At 38.6% G+C, this 18205-nt stretch carries 20 protein-coding genes and 1 pseudogene; 10 read left to right on the forward strand and 11 right to left on the reverse strand.

Features of this window, described 5'->3' with window-relative positions:
• The first annotated feature begins 59 nt into the window (after positions 1-59).
• Complete coding sequence (locus VIG27_RS12285) at positions 60-449, forward strand: hypothetical protein (RefSeq protein WP_394522809.1); 390 nt, start codon at positions 60-62, stop codon at positions 447-449.
• A gap of 132 nt (positions 450-581) precedes the next feature.
• Here VIG27_RS12285 and VIG27_RS12290 read toward each other — a convergent pair whose 3' ends face one another.
• Complete coding sequence (locus VIG27_RS12290; RefSeq protein WP_394522810.1) at positions 582-869, reverse strand: hypothetical protein; 288 nt, start codon at positions 867-869, stop codon at positions 582-584.
• Positions 870-1255: 386 nt separating this feature from the next.
• Here VIG27_RS12290 and VIG27_RS12295 point away from each other — a divergent pair, with 386 nt between their 5' ends.
• Positions 1256-1489 carry an IS110 family transposase gene (locus VIG27_RS12295; protein WP_394522811.1) on the forward strand — a complete coding sequence of 78 codons (234 nt, stop codon included), beginning with the start codon at positions 1256-1258 and terminating at the stop codon, positions 1487-1489.
• Between the two features lie 56 nt (positions 1490-1545).
• A pseudogene (locus VIG27_RS12300) lies at positions 1546-2689 on the forward strand (IS3 family transposase).
• A gap of 157 nt (positions 2690-2846) precedes the next feature.
• Here the strand turns inward: VIG27_RS12300 and VIG27_RS12305 are convergent.
• The 4 genes from VIG27_RS12305 to VIG27_RS12330 all read right to left on the reverse strand — a co-directional run bounded on the left by VIG27_RS12305 (position 2847) and on the right by VIG27_RS12330 (position 4702).
• Positions 2847-3263: an SMI1/KNR4 family protein gene (locus VIG27_RS12305; protein ID WP_394522812.1), complete on the reverse strand. Its 417-nt coding sequence runs from the start codon at positions 3261-3263 to the stop codon at positions 2847-2849.
• 2 nt (positions 3264-3265) lie between these two features.
• Positions 3266-3511, reverse strand: coding sequence for a hypothetical protein (locus tag VIG27_RS12310; protein WP_394522813.1), 246 nt, complete (start codon positions 3509-3511; stop codon positions 3266-3268).
• Positions 3512-3591: 80 nt separating this feature from the next.
• Complete coding sequence (locus VIG27_RS12315) at positions 3592-4272, reverse strand: RHS repeat-associated core domain-containing protein (protein WP_415926616.1); 681 nt, start codon at positions 4270-4272, stop codon at positions 3592-3594.
• Positions 4273-4543: 271 nt separating this feature from the next.
• Positions 4544-4702, reverse strand: coding sequence for a hypothetical protein (locus VIG27_RS12330; RefSeq protein ID WP_394522815.1), 159 nt, complete (start codon positions 4700-4702; stop codon positions 4544-4546).
• 173 nt (positions 4703-4875) lie between these two features.
• Between VIG27_RS12330 and VIG27_RS12335 the strand changes: the two genes are divergently transcribed.
• The 5 genes from VIG27_RS12335 to tnpC all read left to right on the forward strand — a co-directional run bounded on the left by VIG27_RS12335 (position 4876) and on the right by tnpC (position 8256).
• Positions 4876-5247 carry a helix-turn-helix domain-containing protein gene (locus VIG27_RS12335; protein ID WP_394522816.1) on the forward strand — a complete coding sequence of 124 codons (372 nt, stop codon included), beginning with the start codon at positions 4876-4878 and terminating at the stop codon, positions 5245-5247.
• A gap of 115 nt (positions 5248-5362) precedes the next feature.
• Complete coding sequence (locus VIG27_RS12340) at positions 5363-5614, forward strand: hypothetical protein (protein ID WP_394522817.1); 252 nt, start codon at positions 5363-5365, stop codon at positions 5612-5614.
• A 242-nt stretch (positions 5615-5856) separates the two neighbouring features.
• Positions 5857-6222: an IS66 family insertion sequence element accessory protein TnpA gene (gene tnpA / locus VIG27_RS12345; protein ID WP_394522819.1), complete on the forward strand. Its 366-nt coding sequence runs from the start codon at positions 5857-5859 to the stop codon at positions 6220-6222.
• 14 nt (positions 6223-6236) lie between these two features.
• Positions 6237-6695 carry an IS66 family insertion sequence element accessory protein TnpB gene (tnpB, locus tag VIG27_RS12350; protein ID WP_394522820.1) on the forward strand — a complete coding sequence of 153 codons (459 nt, stop codon included), beginning with the start codon at positions 6237-6239 and terminating at the stop codon, positions 6693-6695.
• Positions 6664-8256 carry an IS66 family transposase gene (gene tnpC, locus VIG27_RS12355; protein WP_394522821.1) on the forward strand — a complete coding sequence of 531 codons (1593 nt, stop codon included), beginning with the start codon at positions 6664-6666 and terminating at the stop codon, positions 8254-8256. Before tnpB ends, tnpC begins: the two co-directional genes overlap by 32 nt.
• 819 nt (positions 8257-9075) lie before the next feature.
• Here tnpC and VIG27_RS12360 read toward each other — a convergent pair.
• The 4 genes from VIG27_RS12360 to VIG27_RS12380 form a co-directional block, all read right to left on the reverse strand.
• Positions 9076-9546: an SUKH-3 domain-containing protein gene (locus VIG27_RS12360; protein ID WP_394522822.1), complete on the reverse strand. Its 471-nt coding sequence runs from the start codon at positions 9544-9546 to the stop codon at positions 9076-9078.
• A 3-nt stretch (positions 9547-9549) separates the two neighbouring features.
• Entirely contained in the window at positions 9550-12459 is a 2910-nt protein-coding gene (locus tag VIG27_RS12365) for an RHS repeat domain-containing protein (protein WP_394527572.1), read from the reverse strand.
• Between the two features lie 393 nt (positions 12460-12852).
• Positions 12853-13047 carry a hypothetical protein gene (locus VIG27_RS12375; RefSeq protein ID WP_394522824.1) on the reverse strand — a complete coding sequence of 65 codons (195 nt, stop codon included), beginning with the start codon at positions 13045-13047 and terminating at the stop codon, positions 12853-12855.
• 243 nt (positions 13048-13290) lie between these two features.
• A complete protein-coding gene (locus VIG27_RS12380; RefSeq protein WP_394522825.1) occupies positions 13291-13494 on the reverse strand; it encodes a hypothetical protein in 204 nt (67 codons plus the stop codon).
• Between the two features lie 734 nt (positions 13495-14228).
• Between VIG27_RS12380 and VIG27_RS12385 the strand changes: the two genes are divergently transcribed.
• Complete coding sequence (locus VIG27_RS12385) at positions 14229-14504, forward strand: hypothetical protein (RefSeq protein ID WP_394522826.1); 276 nt, start codon at positions 14229-14231, stop codon at positions 14502-14504.
• An 81-nt stretch (positions 14505-14585) separates the two neighbouring features.
• Here VIG27_RS12385 and VIG27_RS12390 read toward each other — a convergent pair whose 3' ends face one another.
• Positions 14586-15089: a DUF2247 family protein gene (locus VIG27_RS12390; RefSeq protein ID WP_394522827.1), complete on the reverse strand. Its 504-nt coding sequence runs from the start codon at positions 15087-15089 to the stop codon at positions 14586-14588.
• A 177-nt stretch (positions 15090-15266) separates the two neighbouring features.
• Here VIG27_RS12390 and VIG27_RS12395 point away from each other — a divergent pair, with 177 nt between their 5' ends.
• On the forward strand, positions 15267-16727 hold the full coding sequence (locus VIG27_RS12395) for an IS66 family transposase (protein ID WP_394522828.1): 1461 nt from the start codon (positions 15267-15269) through the stop codon (positions 16725-16727).
• Between the two features lie 252 nt (positions 16728-16979).
• Here VIG27_RS12395 and VIG27_RS12400 read toward each other — a convergent pair whose 3' ends face one another.
• On the reverse strand, positions 16980-18134 hold the full coding sequence (locus tag VIG27_RS12400; RefSeq protein WP_394522829.1) for an RHS repeat-associated core domain-containing protein: 1155 nt from the start codon (positions 18132-18134) through the stop codon (positions 16980-16982).
• Positions 18135-18205 lie beyond the last annotated feature (71 nt).

Raw genomic sequence — 18205 nt, forward strand, 5'->3', positions numbered from 1 at the left:
TATTATATCATTGACAACTTTAATTGTCAATGATAGTGTTCCTGAGATTTTATAAATGGATGGAAAAAGACTCAATCCTCTGTGTAAAACATACCAGAAAGACAGATGCAGCCGGTACGTTTTCCTTTAAGAACCGATGTTTCCAGATTTTAGACCGTGGATTTCCAATCGTAAGTGCACGCCGTGAAATTACAGTTCTTTTAAATCCACGCTTTGGGATACGTGTAGAATACCAGGGGCGAGTTTATGATACAATACGCTATCTAAAACCGCAGAATAAGAATGGAAGCACAAAAATATCTAAGAAGGTTATAAAAACGGTGGAGCCTCATTTACAGCTTCGACACAGCAACGAAGAATGGAAAAAGATCTGGTGGATGGAAGATTATAATCTATCACTGAAATTTTTATATGAAATCTTTTTTGAAAAAAAACAGTCGTCTTCGTAAAAGGGCATTGGCCCTTTTACGAAAGTGACATTTTTAAAAATTAATCTTTAAAATAAAAATTGACATTTTCATAAGTTATTGACATTTTTAGGTTTCAGACACGCTTTAGGTTAAGTAAACATCTACATTTTTTTAATTATTTATATACTCATCTTCTAAATCTTGCAAAAATGACTCTAAATCTGGCCAAACAGCTCCATCGATTTCATTACCAGATTCATGATCCCAATACGTAAAACTTAATCCCTCTTTATCAGGAAAGTAAGAACATAACCAAAATGAAAAATAATTATCTCGTCCAAAAACAAACCAATCAGGACTAAATGGTTTGTTTTTAGATTGTTCTAAAGCTATATCTACTGCAAAAATACGGCCAAAAGGCAGTTCTACCTCTAATACAGTTTCGTATAATCCATGCAATATATCGGGTATTCCTTTTAAATTTTTCTTTTTGAATTACACTCAACTATTTTAACACTATCATATTTATTTTTTAAACTTTTTATATAATCTTCTATTCTTTGCTTCATATTAAAACTTGTATGATGTTTATAGAAGCAAAACACCATAACTTCCTTTCTTTTTAATATCGTGGTTATAATACATTCAGATACTGTGGACTTTTGATTTTTTCCTGTAGCTTGACTACTTGACTGGAGTGTATTGCCGCTACCTTTATCTGAATTGTTTATCAGCTGGATGTTGCCCGGAGTTTTTCTCCTGAGTACTTATTTCATTCAAGTCTACGATGATAATCGTTGGTGGATATCACGGTATCAGACTTTATGAAAGGGAGGTACAACCTCATGATTTATGTTGGCATTGACATTGCTAAACTCAACCATTTTGCCTCAGCCATATCTTCTGATGGCGACATACTCATTGAGCCGTTCAAATTTACAAATGACGGTGATGGATTTCAACTGTTTGTTTCCAAGCTCGAATCTCTCGAGGCTGACGACATCATCATCGGTCTTGAATCGACGGCACACTATGGCGACAACCTTGTTCGATACCTTGTTGTGGATAGGCTACAATAAATTGGACAGATATTTTAAGGTCATGTAAAATAGAAAGTAGAAAAGGAGTTACGATTATGACCGAAAGAAGAAAGCCTCGTTCCTATACAGATGAATTTAAGCAACAGTTAGTTCAGCTGTATCAAAATGGAAAAAGAAAATGTGATATCTGCCGTGAATATGATATCGCCACCTCACTATTGGATAAGTGGCTCAAGCAGTCTGCCATCTCTGGTTCTTTCCACGAGAAAGATAACCGTTCCACAGAACAACAAGAATTAATTGAACTGCGTAAACGAAATAAACAATTGGAGATGGAGAACGACATTTTACACCAAGGGTGGGCAGCGCCAAGCAAGCAGCGCTGATCTTAGGACGATAGTATATGTGATCAATACAAATACCCACAAATACTCTGTGTCAGCAATGTGTAGAGTCCTACAAATTCCAAGAAGCACCTATTACTACGAAGCAAAAGCAAAGCAAGATGAATCTGAATTGACAGCAAATATAATTGATATCTTTAAGACGAGCCGTAACAATTACGGAACGCGGAAAATAAAATCCGATTTAAAGGATAGAAATCTGATTGCCTCCCGTCGCCGAATCGGGAGGATTATGAAGCAGGAAGGACTTGTTTCAAATTATACGACTGCCCAGTTCCGTCCGCAGAAAGATACCTGCAACGAGTCAAAAATTGAAAACGTGGTTGACCGCCAGTTCAATCAACAACCATATAGAAATATTGTTGTAAGCGACCTAACATATGTCCGGGCCGAAACGAGCTGGAACTACATATGTGTCCTTATTGACCTCTTTAATAGAGAAATAACCGGATACAGTGCCGGGCGCAACAAAACCGCAGACCTTGTAAAACAGGCATTTCAGTCCGTAAAGGAAAATCTGAAAGATATCCAGATATTTCATACGGATTGTGGAAACGAATTCAAGAATCAGACCATTGATGAAACTCTGAAAGCATTTGAAATTCAACGCTCTCTCAGCCATAAAGGCTGTCCTTATGATAATGCAGTTGCAGAAGCAACATTTAAAATAATAAAAACAGAGTTCGTCAGGAACCAGACCTTCAACAGCTTATATCATCTTCAGATTGAATTGGCTGATTATGTAAACTGGTTTAACAACCACAGAATTCATTCTTCACTGGGATATCTATCACCGGTGAAGTATAGAATGATTACCCTTAAAAAAGTTGTCTAGAAAACTGTTGACAATCCAGTTCTTTACTGAAATCTAAAGAGTATGTCAGTAAACCTCTTCTAAAATATTTTGTTAACTCTTACTCAAAAAACTGGAACACAACAGCAAAAATGGCTATGTTCCAGTTTTTCATATTTTTTTATAACTCTATTATACCCTAGTATTTAAATATATTACCAGAATACATATCATGAATAAACTTATCAAAGTTATTACTGCATTCTTTAGAATATTTATCTTCTAGAGAATCCATAGGAACAACTCTAATTTCTGAAGAATCTTTCTTCAAAGCAAACGCCATACCACAACCATCTGAAGCAAATGGAACCAAATTATTCGCTTCAGCTTCCATATTTTCTTGATAAAAATCCACAATATCTTCCAAACTCCATAAATCTAAATAACTTTCTCCAATTTCTCCACTTCCGCCATTATATAACAACAAAATCCTTCTTAATTCTTCTGGGAATTTGATTCCCAGATCTAACTCAGCCTTGCATATTTGACTTTCTGTATTTTGCTCTTCTTTTTGGAAGTTAAAATCTTTAAAAATATCTCTATCAAAAAAGTCCATAACTATTTATTCAATCCTTTCTTAGCTTCATCTCGTATTTTATTCCACCATGGTGTAACATATTTCCTATGAACCTGTCCTTGTATTGCTGATTTATTGGTTAAATCTATTGGACTACCTCCAAATTTAACAGGCTCGACCTCATAAATTTCTAATTTATTATCACTATAATAACTATCTCCCTTTCTTATATTTCTATTAACCTCATTTGCTTGTTTTCTCGCAACATCATATTCATCACCCTCCAATAGTACCCACTCTTTATTTTTATCTGGCAAGGGAACATAATCATCTGGATATTCACTCCAATCCTTTATTTTGAAAGTGCCTACATCTGGATCAATAATCTCAATACGGCTAGCCCCAGAACCATCAACTTCAGAATTCCCCCCCCCTTTATTTTACATTTTTCTCCCTCATACCCACTAGGATCATAATAAACCACCGGATTATTCCCACAGTACGCATACAGGTTCAGTCCATCCCCTCGATACACATCTTCCTGCATGAACCTGCCAACCACTGGATTATAAAACCTTGCTCTTAAATAATACTGGCCGGTTTCCTGATCGTATTGCTGACCGGTATACAGGATTCGGTTCTTGACTTCTTCCGAGTGCTGACGTATACCGCCAAAAGCATCGTACTCATAGAAGTTTTCAATCGTCCTCTGATTCCCCGTTATGTACGCAGTACTGTTCTGCTCGTCCAGATGATAAGCATGGAATCCATCTCTTCCCTCTGTCTCACTTCCGGCTATTCCATATCCAAGAAGATATCTGGTTTTGACAGTATCATTGTCATAGGTTTCTGCCTGAAGCTCACCATTATAATAGAGGAAACGGGAGATTTCTCCATTGACGGAGGTTTTGGCTCTTAAAAATTCTCCGTCATAGAAATTTTCTAACTTGAAATTGTCTTCTTTTACTTCCGTTTGCTGGCCAAACGGATTGTATCCATACCTCCTTTTCTTTCCATTTGCGTTTTCTTCCAGGAGATTCCCCTGCATATCATACTCATATGCACAGCTTTCTTCCTGCAAACTTTTTTCAATTAATTGATTTCTTCTATTATAACCGTACGCCTCTTTTCCTGCAACAGACTCCTTATCCTTCCGGTTTCCGCAAAGGTCATATTGATAGGAAACGGTATCTCCATCTTAGGTTTCTTTTAATAAACGGTTCATGGGATTTCTCCATCTGCATTGTGTACGCTGCGAATCCTTTCCCAACTGTCAGAGTCCATGACTGTATGGTTCTGGTTTCCGTTCACAATTCCTGTCAACCGGCCGTTGGCATTATAACAGTACGACTTTGCTGCTTATCCTTCTTTCCTGCTTCTGGAAGTGTAAACCTCCGTTTCCAGTCCATGGATGCCATAACGGTAAGTAAATTCATTTCCTCCTGCAGTTCGTTTGATGTAAATATTTCCGTCTGCAAAATACTGGTTCTCCTCCAGTACCGCTCCCGCTTCATTGGTTTTTGATTATTCTCGTTTTTTAGTAATTATTTTTTTTTTCTTTATTTATAAGAATCTATTTATCATGATAAGAGAATTATATATAATATTAGTTTAGAATTAAGGAATATTATGGAAAGATGAAGGTACCAAGATGCTCACTACTGGAGAACGCCTGCGTATGGCTCGTGAACGCAAGGGCCTTTCGCAACTGGAGGTATACAAGCTTACAAATATAAGTAATAAATCGTTATCACGATATGAAAACGATATAGCCCCCCCCTCATCAGAAGTTATTAAAACATTAGTTAAACTCTATGATGTGTCCACTGATTTTATTTTAGGCTTTTCTGACGAAATGTGCCAAATATATCCTCTTTCAGCGGATGACATAGAAATACTCAAAAAACTTGAAAGTCTATCACCAGAATTAAAAGAAAAAGCTACTGATTATTTGGAAATGTTAAAAATGCTTCAGAAATTTAAATCCAGCAACAGTACTATAGATTTCAAAGAGAAAGCCTAAAAATAGAACTGCGCCGTTATTTTATATTCTGGGATTAGTGGATTATCGGTTTGATAGGGGCAAATGTGTGCATAAAGCTTCAGAAAATAAGACGTTATTAATAACAAAGGAGAAAATGTTGAATATAATATTAGGTTGTTTAGGCATTCTATTAACTGGAATAGGATATTTCCTAAAGGAATTAGAAAAGAAACGACACTTTGATCGCACAAATACTGCCGGCATAGAAGGATTTAAATCATATTTTGATTTAAAAATTCAAAAATTTATTGACTCTTTAATAAGAGATTTTGGTATTTTATTAATGCTCTTAGGAATTACATTTCTTTTCTATGGGGTAATATTTACTTTTTATGTGAATGAATGAAATTACAAAAAAGCGTTTTTATACTGAATGTTGGGGTGTGCTTGAAAAACATTCTAGGCTCAACGTAAGCGCTACATAAACCACCGTAGTGCTTTTTGATCTTCCTTCCCGTAAGATTAGGATAGTTGGAGTAAATCACTCTGAGTTCTAATCTTGAACGGCAAAAGTTGTAGCATTTCACTGCTATTAATTTCAAACTTTTGAATCATTTTACTCCAACTATTTTTTGGAGGATTTAATCAATGACAAAAGCTCAAAAAGATCAATACTGGATGAACTGCATCCAGAAGTGCCGCGTTAGCGGCTTATCTGATTATGCATGGTGTCATCAGAATGGCATTTCTACCAGCTCTTTTTATTACAACATCAAAAGACTGCGTAGGAAGGCATCTGCTGTACCAGCATCCGTTCCAAAGGTTTTAAAAAAACAGGAAGTTGTACCAGTCCACTACAATGAATTGTCTGAAACAAAAGTACTTAATCCTAATAATCTACCGGATTCTATCCCAATCCGTCTTGAATTTCATGGTATCGTTGTAGCGATTAGCAATGATGCAGATGCCGCCATTATCAGAGCAACGCTTTCTGCGTTGCAGCAGCTGTGTTAGGTGATCTCTCCGGTGTGGCCAGGATTTATCTGGTCTGTGGCTACACGGACATGAGGCGCAGCATTGATGGTCTCATGGCGATTGTCCGGGATTCCTTCGAGTTGGATCCTTACAGTAATTCACTTTTTCTCTTCTGCGAAAAAAGATGTGACAGGCTGAAGGCATTGCACTTTGATAAAGATGGTTTTGTGCTTCTTTACAAACGATTAGATGCTGGCCGTTTCCAGTGGCCACGTAATTCTTGTGAGGTCCAGAACCTTACAAGGCAGGAGTTCCGATGGCTTATGGAAGGTCTGTCCATCAGCCAGCCAAAGGCAATCAAATCAACTGCAAAAAAGCCCTTCCAGGTATCTGATGAAATGAATGCAAGCTGGCTTATTTACTGGCGTTATCATTCGTTTTGTAGTATAATTATTCCATCATTTAAGGAGGTGCATGGTCATGGAAACGTCTGGGAAAGCGGAAGATCTTAATACCAATGAACTCATCAATCATCTGCTCAAGCAGCTTGAGTCGAAAGATCGTCAGATGGAACAACTGAATCAGACCATTGCAAACCTCACGGAAACGATCCATGAATTAAAGCGAAAGATTTTCGGTATTTCCAGTGAGAAATCAGCGAATGTTCCAGGTATTGATGGACAGCTTAGTCTGTTTGATCCGCTTGGAATAGACGAACCAGTCCAGGTGCCTGAAACAATCCGCGTAACTTCTCACAAGAAGAAATCCCGTGCCACCCATGAAGAGCTAGCCAGGTATGTTCCAATCACAACGATCGATCTTGAACTGGAAGGTGATGCACTTAACTGTCCTTACTGTAATACAAAAATGGAGGATATCGGTTCCAAGGTGGTTCGTGAAGAAATCCGAATTACGCCAGCCAAGGTCGAGCGTGTCCAGTATGTACAACACAGCTATGCCTGTCCGGTATGTCGTGATGATGGGGAAGCAACGATCGAGAAAGCTCCGGTTCCAGCGTCACTAATCAGTCATAGCAGGGCCTCCGCTTCTGCGGTTGCTTTTATCATGTACCAGAAATGCATCAACTGTCAGCCATTCTATCGTCAGGAAAAAGACTGGGAACAGCTTGGTGTCAAGCTGAACCGGGGTACTATGGCCAGCTGGTTCAATACCTGTGCGGCGGAATATCTTGAGCCTGTTTATAACAAGCTTCATGAGTATCTTCTTAAGCAGTCCGTCATTCATGCAGATGAAACTACCTGTCAGGTACTTCATGAAGGTGATAAGACTCCGGAATCAAAGTCTTATATATGGCTGTATACCAGCGGCGCTTTTGAGGAACACCGGATTGTGATCTATGAATATCAGCCATCAAGAGGCGGTTATCATGCAGCAAAGTTCCTCGCGGACTTCCATGGCTTCGTTCATACGGATGGATTCAGCGGATACAATCGGTTGACTGATATCATAAGGTGCGGATGCTGGGCACATCTTCGAAGATATATGTTCGAAGCAATCCCTAAGACAAAGGGAGCAAGTGCAAAAGCCTCACCAGCATATATTGGGTATACTTACTGCGAACAACTCTTTCAGATTGAAAAGACTCTGAAAGAGTTACAACCAGAAGAACGCCAGAAACAGCGTCTTGAGCGGGAACGACCAGTACTGGATGCATTTTGGAAATGGATCAATGGGATGAATGCCCTTGGTGGGTCAAAGCTTGCCAAGGCTATTACCTATGCAAAAAACCAAAGCCCTTACATGGAGAACTATCTTCAGGATGGAAGATGCTCCATAAGTAATAACGCAGCGGAACGAGCTGTAAAATCATATGTCATGGGAAGAAAGAACTTCCTATTTCATGACACGGTAAAAGGTGCCAGAGCAAGTGCGGTAGTCTATACACTTACAGAAACAGCAAAAGCAAATGGGTTGAACATCCGTCTCTACCTGGAAACAGTAATGGCCAAGATGCTGGACTACAAAAATGAGCCCGATAGTATCTTAGAAGAACTGATGCCTTGGTCGGAAGCAATGAAGGGATCCTGTAGCTTGGAAAATGGTAATGTCTGATTTTTTCATTGAAATGAAAAATCTGAAAAAGCAATACGCTATTTTATATAGCGCTTACGTTATTTCTGGATTTATTTTCAGGAGAAAAAACGGCAGAAAAAAGAAAAGAAAAGGGAGCTACAGAAATGGTATTTTTACCCCCTGTAACCCCGGCAGCCCCATTTTACCATAGAACCTGATTCCTGTATATTCTATGGTTCACCATGAACCATGGGGGAGGCAGTTATCTTTAAAACAATGAAAAGGCACACTGAAGGTCCCATTCCCTGTTAGCCCTGTATCTCAAAATATCACCCCTGTATGACCTTTGAAGCCGCTACTGGAACATGTATGCCATTTAGGTAATATAAAAGCCTTGTTGGGCAAATATGAAAAAGAAAGAGTTTTTCCTTTTTCATGATAAATGTTTGAATTGCTGTTGCCACCTGTTCTTCTTTCTGCTACTTTAAGAAAAAGTCGAATCTATAGCTGTTTTTTTATATCGCTTCAAGTCGCATACATGAAGTCATTAAAAAATCTGATTGAAGAATATTTGCGCTCATTTCCTGTACTAAAACAGGGGGTAACCATGGGATCGAAAATGATGCAGGTTAAAGGCAGGTGCACCTTACGTTGCTCTTGCCAGTTTACAGCAGCCGGCAATGCCAGCTGCATAAGGAATTCAGACAAAGCCTTTCTCTTTTAATAGATAGCTGTCAATAAATTAATAGTCACCTGTTAGGTGGTCGTGGTCCCGATGAAAACAGCTAAATTCAAGGCATTCTAAGGTGTCTGTATGGGGACACCGCATAAAAAATCATCAACTTATCCTGACCAATATTAATCATAAATATAAGGGAGGTATATTTCTCCTACCACACAGTCTAGCATTTCACTAATATTTTCTCCATTCTTTACTAGACATCCATCAGTATAACTAAAAAACTTTTCTTCATTAGTCATCAATAAAATCATATTACTTCTAGCAATCTCACCGATTGGATTAAACTCATTTTCTTTTATTTCTTCTACTTCAGGAAATTCTTCTAATATTTTATTAAAAAACTCTTTTCTAATATTATTACCTAGTGCAGAAATAGGATTAAAACTTACCGTTTCTATTGTATTAAAAGGAGAACCTTTTTTAGGAAATTTGAACTCCAACATCCCATAATTTTCCAGAAACCTCTGCACTACATCAATCATTACAAATCCCCTTTGTTCATATATTTCTTTAATTTCTTTAATATTAATTTTTCTATCTAAAAACCACCCAGACTCTTCTAACCTCTTTAATGTTATATCATTCATATATTATTCTCCATTTGGCATAAGAAAACCATTAAATGTTATTTTACAGTTATCACAAGGAGGAGCATATTCTCCCGTTTTGACCGTTTTAGTATTTAAGAAAATATTGTCTATATCCGCACTATTTTGTAATGCTTTATTTGTAGCATATACTTCCGCACAATTATCAACTGCCCATGGCTCGTAGCTAGATTTCTCTCTATATGGATTGTTTAAATCACTTGCAGCAACATTTTTAGTATTATTAATCCGAGCCTGTAGACTTGGTTCAATAATTTCCCCATTCATATAATCTGGTTTTGATGGATTATATCCTTTCTTTCCAGAATATCCAAGATATATATCACCCGTATTCATATCAACAGCAGCACTAATTTTAGTAGAACTATATGCGTCACCATTTGGTTTTTTTATATTTCCACTATTCATTTTGCCTATCTCCATATTAAGCGCTTCATTTGAGTTTTTTTCAGCCACTCCTCTCCAGTATTTTTCGTAGCCCTCCAAATCTTTAGAAGACATTCCATTCCTAAAAGAACCATCGGTTCCACTTCTAACACCCGAACCCCCAGCTTCAGAATTCTCCCCCTTTATTTTACATTTTTCTCCCTCATACCCACTAGGATCATAATAAACCACCGGATTATTCCCACAGTACGCATACAGGTTCAGTCCATCCCCTCGATACACATCTTCCTGCATGAACCTGCCTACCACTGGATTATAAAACCTTGCTCTTAAATAATACTGGCCGGTTTCCTGATCGTATTGCTGACCGGTATACAGGATTCGGTTTTTAACTTCTTCTGAGTGCTGCCGTAAACTTCCAAAAGCATCGTACTCATAGAAGTTTTCAATCGTTCTCTGATTTCCCGTTATGTACGCAGTACTGTTCTGCTCGTCCAGATGATAAGCATGGGATCCATCTCTTCCCTCTGTCTCACTTCCGGCTATACCATATCCAAGAATATATCTGGTTTTAACAGTATCATTGTCATAGGTTTCTGCCTGAAGCTCACCATTATAATAGAGGTAACGGGAGATTTCTCCATTGACGGAGGTTTTGGCTCTTAAAAATTCTCCGTCATAGAAATTTTCTAACTTGAAATTGTCTTCTTTTACTTCCGTCTGCTGGCCAAACGGATTGTATCCATACCTCCTTTTCTTTCCATTTGCATTTTCTTCCAGGATATTTCCCTGCATATCATACTCATATGCACAGCTTTCTCCCTGCAAACTTTTTTCAATTAATTGATTTCTTCTATTATAACCGTACGTCTCTTTTCCTGCAACAGACACCTTTTCCTTGCGGTTTCCGCAAAGGTCATATTGATAGGAAACGGCATCTCCATCGTAGGTTTCTTTTACTAAACGGTTCATGGAATCATACTGATATTGAATCCCGGTTACGATTGCATTTTTATTTATATCCTCACCATTTATTGCTTTGCCCTTATCAAACTCCCCTAAAACTACCCGGCTGCCTGTTTTGGCTGTCCGGTTTCCATTCAAATCATAGTCATACCGGAAGTCAAACAACGGCTGTTTTTCGGAGACAAACGTGGCCAGGCGGCTGATGTTTCCGTCCGTGTCGTATTCATAAATAGTCCTCACTCCATTGAAATGACGTATGGTCTCAAGCCTTCCATCCGGGTAATGGCTGTATTGTACGATCTCATTTCCAGTCTGGTCTTTGATGTTCTTTAAATTCCCTCTCCAGTCATATCCATAAAATAGCGTTTTCCCTGTGACATCCGTCAGGGTTTTTAATGATCCGTCTTTATTATAAGTACAGGAAACAAGCGTCTGACCCGAAGATGATTTCTTTATCAGCTTTCCATCCGGACGATACTCATAGGTATAGCAGAAACCTCCGGAAACCGCCTTTTTCTTTCTGCCAAAGGAATCATACTCCCAGCTTCTGGTTACCTGATTCTCCCCTTTGGCATCACAGCCTGATTCATACACCGGATTGCCATCCACATTGTAAATGGTTTTTACCTGATTTCCATTCCGGTCAATGGACAGTACTCTCCTGCCTTCCCTATCATACCGGAACGTCTCACTATTTCCTTCCTGATCAACGATTTCACAAACCTTTCCCTGGCTGTTATACCGGTAGGTGATCACGCCTCCATTGGCATCTGTGGTGCTGGTCACAAGGCCCATGCTGTTATAGGTATAGGTTTCCATTCCTCCATCTGCATTGTGAACGCTGCGAATCCTTCCCCAACTGTCTGTGTCCATGCCTGTATGGTTCTGGTTTCCGTCCACAATTCCTGTCATTCGGCCATTGGCATCATAACGGTAAGACTGTGCGGCTTTTCCTTCTTTCCTGCTTCTGGTGGTGTAAACCTCCGTTTCCAGTCCATGAATCCCATAACGGTAAGTAAGTTCATTTCCGTCGGCCGTTCGTTTTTGGGAAATATTTCCGTCTGCAAAATACTGGTTCTCCTCCAGTACCGTTCCCGCTCCATTGGTTTTTGACAGTAGGTTTCCGTATAAATCATAGGAATACCGGAAGCTGTTTTCTGTTTCTGCCCTTTGCTCTCCCTGCGGCAGGATCTCTTTTTCCAAACGGTCATTTAAATCATACTCATAACGGAAAACAGGACCCAGGCAGTCTTTTACATGGGTGATCCGGTTCTTTAAATCGTACTGGTAACCCAGTTCCCAGACTTCGCTTCCCTTTCCCTGGCGGGCAATCCTTGTAATATTTCCTGCATGGTCATAAGAAACCTTCACGGTCCTGTCAATGCCGTTTTGCCTGTCCAAAGTCCGTTCTGAACTCAAACGGTCACAGCAATCATACTCCCGGAAAATCTCATATCCCTCCGGTGTCTGTATCCGGATACGGTTGCCATTTTCATCATAATCATATCTGGTAATGGCCGCTTTGGCTTCTCCTGGCACAGCAGGCAAACCGCTGTCAAGCTCCTCTTTTGTCTCTATCAGTCTTCCGGCTCTGTCATAATGGTAATGGATTATCTGGCGGATTCCATCGGAAATTGTTTTCTCTTCGTAAGTGCGCTTTCCCTGAACATCATAGCGGAACCGGATCGCTGCTCCCTGGCCATCTTCTACCCGAATCAGGCGGTCGCGTTTGTCATAGGAAAACTTTAGATGAAGCCCGTTTCCTTTTAGAGGACTGCTAAGGCTAAATATAACTTACGCCGTTCCAAGAAGAACATCATAGTCACTTCTTTCTTGCATACCAGAAATTTATTCCATTACTTACTGCAAAAAAACGGAGATGGTTTAAACCAGTCTCCGTATTTGCTTTCCTATTAATATGTATCTCTTCTCTTATATTTTTCCCAGCCACATTAAAATTTGTAATACGATAATACCTATGCCAAGTATTGCGGCAAATCCTCCAATGACTTTTGCTGCCGTCACTGATGGCATTTTAGGAAACTGCTCTGCTAATTGATTCGCTGGTGTTATTACCAGCTTTGTACCAAATAATATCATTACTATAGCCATTATAAAATTTAACATTTCTTTTCCTCTCTTTGTTCTTTTCTTTTAGATTTTCATAGGTAATCTTACAGACAATTTTAGCCACTACAAGGCTCACTGGCGATTACCTTGACCGGACTTTCACCGGCAAGCTGATGAAAGCTTTCAGAACACACGACTTTCACCCATTAGAAACGTGCGCCCCAAGGCGCACTATCAACAGTGGACTTGTGTCAATAACGTAGACACAAGTCCATATTCAAGTATAAATACACTATCTTATTAATCTTCTGGATATGCACCTAAAAACTTAAAATAACCAAATTGATCATTTTTTATTTCTTTTACTTCTCCTTCGTATTTTAACTTGCCAATAACAATAGCAACATTATACTCCCCTTCTAAACCATTTATATAATCTTGTTTAAGTAATTCAATATCAAAAACCATTGCATCCGAAAAAATATCATTTATATTATTTGACATTCTATTATTTACTATTGTAACTAAATAATCTTCATCATAAGTATTTATACCAAAGTCAATTCCAAATTCTGAGCCAATACAATCAGCCTCTAATAGTTCATAATCCTTTTTTTAATATTTATAAAGTAATTCTTGAGAACTACATGTTCCTATAAAAACAGAAACATATTCATCATTGCTAAAAGTATAATCCTTTTGTTCAACTTCTCTCATTTTTAATCTCCTTAAATTTACATGAACTAATCTTCAAATAATTATATTTTTAATAAAACTTGATTAACATTTTTCTTTGTTTTCGTTATTATCATTTTTTATATGTTCTGGTAATTCCTCACCGCGTTTAAAATATCCCGGCAATGCATCTCCCCCTCCTTCAATATGTACATCAGCCCACTCTCTAACTTTTTCAACATATTCTCCATAGCTAGTACTTGTACGAAATAATTCATCTATCTCTTTATGTGCATATGAACCAGCTGAAGAACCAGTATGTGAGCCACTTATTAACTCTCCAGTTTTAGGATTTAATATATTATTGAAATACCATTTACACCAAAAAGTTACGTGGTCATGAACGACTCCTTTAAACCCATAACAAGTGAATCAAGACAATAAACATTCCTTAAATTTGTTTGATCTATTTACCCAATTCAAAGCATCTATTTTTAGTGGCTTCTGGTATCGACTTTCTGAAACTATTTCGGTATTGTATGTTTTCAAAGGAGGAAAATATAATGACCGAACAAGAATTACTGGATATGTTTATTAATGAGCGTATCAACATGTTAATTGATACCTTTCATCAAAACCAGTCTGTCAAATCTGAACAGGAGGAAGAACGAATTCTGCAAGCTGAGTTTATTATTGAAAATTTGCCAGACAAAGAGAATAAACTGGTTAAAAATTACATTAGCACTCTTATAAGCCAACTTGCTTTAGAAGAAGCTTTTTTGTATCAGCGTGGGTTTATTGATGGAATAAAGGTTCTTAGATATATTAGCAAATTGTAAATTCTTACTCAAAAAACCTGGAACATAACAATTAAAATAATTTGTTCCAGGTTTTTATATACATCTATTTGGAATACTCCCTTATTTAAATGATTTCTGTAAATCTTCTAAATACTGATAGAAATTTGAAAGCAAATTATTTTCAGCATCCTCCTGATTGTTAAAAGTTGCTGCTTTATCATTTGGCATATAGTATATAAAATCATTCATTTCTATCGGATAATTGAAATCCGCATATACTTCTGCTATTTTTTTTAATAAATATTCCTTTGAGTTTTTATATTCTTCTTTTAAATAGAATAATATAGCATATCTAATCTTTTTTAATTCAATTTCCTCAAATAACTCTAAATCAGGAATTAATTTCTCAGTTATTATTGATGAAATTATTTCTTCTTTTTTCAAGCCTCCCCATGCTAAATTATTAATAAAATCATTCTCTTTATAATCATCGGATTCCATTAATTCGATAGCATAAATTTCAACTTCAGTGTTCTCCATCAAATTATTTATTAAAGCTGTGTAAATTGTTGCCCATGAATATTGAACACCAGATAAACTCATCATATTTAGTGTTACTTTCATTTAATTTCCTCCATTTGCAATTTGGTAGTGTCAAATTTGACACACCATGTTTTATTAAAAAACTTATATTTTCAAGGTTTACACTACTTTTTCCAATAAAAAAGCAATGACCTCCCTTTTTTGGTGAATACTGTGAGTAACTGGCTCCAATAAACACACGAAAGGATCTCATTGCTTATGGACATTATTGCCTATTTACTCACTATCATTCAAGATCAATATAAAACTATTTGCTGGCTCCTGAATCTTCTATGCAGATATGTTCCTCTCAAACAGTGGGCTTTTGATGACTCCCACTCGCCAAAGTATCAGAAATTCACGACTGACCGCCTGCCTGTCATCAAACCTTTCATTAAACAGGACTGGCAATTCCTTCTTGAGTACTATCTCTGGAAATATGGCAAACCCACAAACCCCGTACAGCGCCACTCCACTTCCAACATTCCCACGGATACTGTCTGCCCTCGTTGTGGGGCTCCCCATCATTTTCTTTATGACAACAACGGCGGTAATGGACAATACCAGTGTAAAGTCTGCGGGCAAACCTTTGTTACCGGCGAAGTCGTTACCTCTCTGGTTCGTTTTATCTGCCCTTACTGCGGACACTCTCTGGTTCCTAAAAAAGACCGTAAATTTTTCCGCATTCACAAATGCATCAACCCGAAATGTTCCTTTTATTTGCGCAATCTCTCCAAGGTTGATCCGGAGCCTCTCCATGAGGACTTCGGGAAAAACAAATACAAGCTTCACTATCTCTACCGCGAATTTACGGTGGATTTCTTTCGCATGGATTTAGATTCCCTCCCTAAAAACGCCTCTTCCTTAAAGTTCTCCAAACACAATGCACACATCATGTCTCTGTGCCTCACCATGCATGTCAACTTAGGACTTTCCCTGCGTAAGACTGCTCAGGCTCTTGCTGATCTTTACGGCATTAAAATCTCACACCAGCAGGTTGCTAATTATGCAAGAACCGCTTCGGCTGTTATCAAGCCTTTTGTGGATCATTACAACTATAAAAAATCCAATACCTTTACTGCCGATGAAACCTATATAAAAGTCCGTGGCATCAAAGGATACATCTGGTTTATTATGGATGCTGCCTCACGCTCCATCCTTGGCTATCAGGTATCTGATAACCGCTCCGTTGGCCTCTGTATTCTGGCTATGCGCATGGCTTTTCGTGGACTTTTGAAACTCCCCGAAAAGTTCCGTTTCATTGCAGATGGCTATAGTGCCTATCCGCTTGCAGCTCTCCAGTTCGCACAGGAACTGGGGGAGGATTTTAAATTTGATATCACACAGGTCATCGGACTTACCAACGAGGATGCAGTCTCAAAAGAATTCCGGCCTTTCAAACAGATGGTGGAGCGGCTCAATCGAACCTTTAAGGCTTCTTACCGGGTAAGCTGTGGGTATGACAACTATGACGGGGCCAATTACAACGTAGCCCTTTGGGTTGCCTACTACAACTTCCTTCGCCCCCATAAACACAACCGCGGCCAGGTGCTCAACAGGGTGGAAATGCTGGAGCATGCTGACAACATGCCGGGAAAATGGCAGCTTCTGATTCTTCTCGGCCAGCAGACCATCTTAAATCTGCAAAACCAACAGACTAACGGCACAATCTGTTCTTAGATTCTGAGTCAGAGGTATATCACCAGCCACCCCGAAAGGGGCGTGCCCTTGATGGCGCGCAAAGGCAATGCTACAATGCTGTGAATCAGACGGGGAAAACAAATCTGTTCTTGAGTTCTTCGCCGTCGGTGACACGTTCAGAGCATTGCTTTTGTGTGCCGTCAAGGGTGGCGGATACTGCCAACAACTTACATATCTGCAATTTTCAAAGTTCTAATTGAGCCGTCTCGGCTCGTTGAAGGTTTTCATAAATCACTTGACACTACCTGCAATTTGGTTTGGATAACCTGTGATTTTACCTCCCGGAATAAATCGTCTGTGCGATATATTTCCATTAGGCTCTTTTATCCACTCAAAAATGCCTGTAGAATCAGTTACTTTTGTATTCATTACATCCATTTTGTAAGCTGTACCATTAACTTCAATCCTTTGATTTGCAAGTATCTTATCATCATAATATTTATAACCACCCTCAATTTGATATAGATCTCTAGTTATTCTATCTCCTCCAACAATCTGAGTATGTACTGCATCTTTTGCATAATTATCAATGATATCAGGAAAGCCATGCTGTCCATCAGAAGGTTTTGTTGCACTTCCAACTCTAGTACTATCAGTTATAGGATTATTAGTAATACTCTGCCCCGAACCCCCAGCTTCAGAATTTTCCCCCTTTATTTTACATTTTTCTCCCTCATACCCACTAGGATCATAATAAACCACCGGATTATTCCCACAGTACGCATACAGGTTCAGTCCATCCCCTCGATACACATCTTCCTGCATGAACCTGCCAACCACTGGATTATAAAACCTTGCTCTTAAATAATACTGGCCGGTTTCCTGATCGTATTGCTGACCGGTATACAGGATTCGGTTCTTAACTTCTTCCGAGTGCTGCCGTAAACTTCCAAAAGCATCGTACTCATAGAAGTTTTCAATCGTTCTCTGATTCCCCGTTATGTACGCAGTACTGTTCTGCTCGTCCAGATGATAAGCATGGGATCCATCTCTTCCCTCTGTCTCACTTCCAGCTATTCCATATCCAAGAATATATCTGGTTTTGACAGTATCATTGTCATAGGTTTCTGCCTGAAGCTCACCATTATAATAGAGGAAACGGGAGATTTTCCCATTGACGGATGTTTTGGCTCTTAAAAATTCTCCGTCATAGAAATTTTCTAACTTGAAATTGTCTTCCTTCACCTCCGTTTGCTGGCCAAACGGATTGTATCCATACCTCCTTTTCTTTCCATTTGCATTTTCTTCCAGGAGATTCCCCTGCATATCATACTCATATGCACAGCTTTCTCCCTGCAAACTTTTTTCAATTAATTGATTTCTTCTATTATAACCGTACGTCTCTTTTCCTGCAACAGACTCCTTTTCCTTCCTATAGTTCACCATAAACCATGGGGTTCACAGAAATATCATAAACCAATGGCAGCGCAGATTTGATGTACCATTCCCAGTTAGCC

This window comes from Lacrimispora sinapis (assembly GCF_043633585.1).
In the GTDB taxonomy this organism is placed as follows: domain Bacteria; phylum Bacillota; class Clostridia; order Lachnospirales; family Lachnospiraceae; genus Lacrimispora; species Lacrimispora sinapis.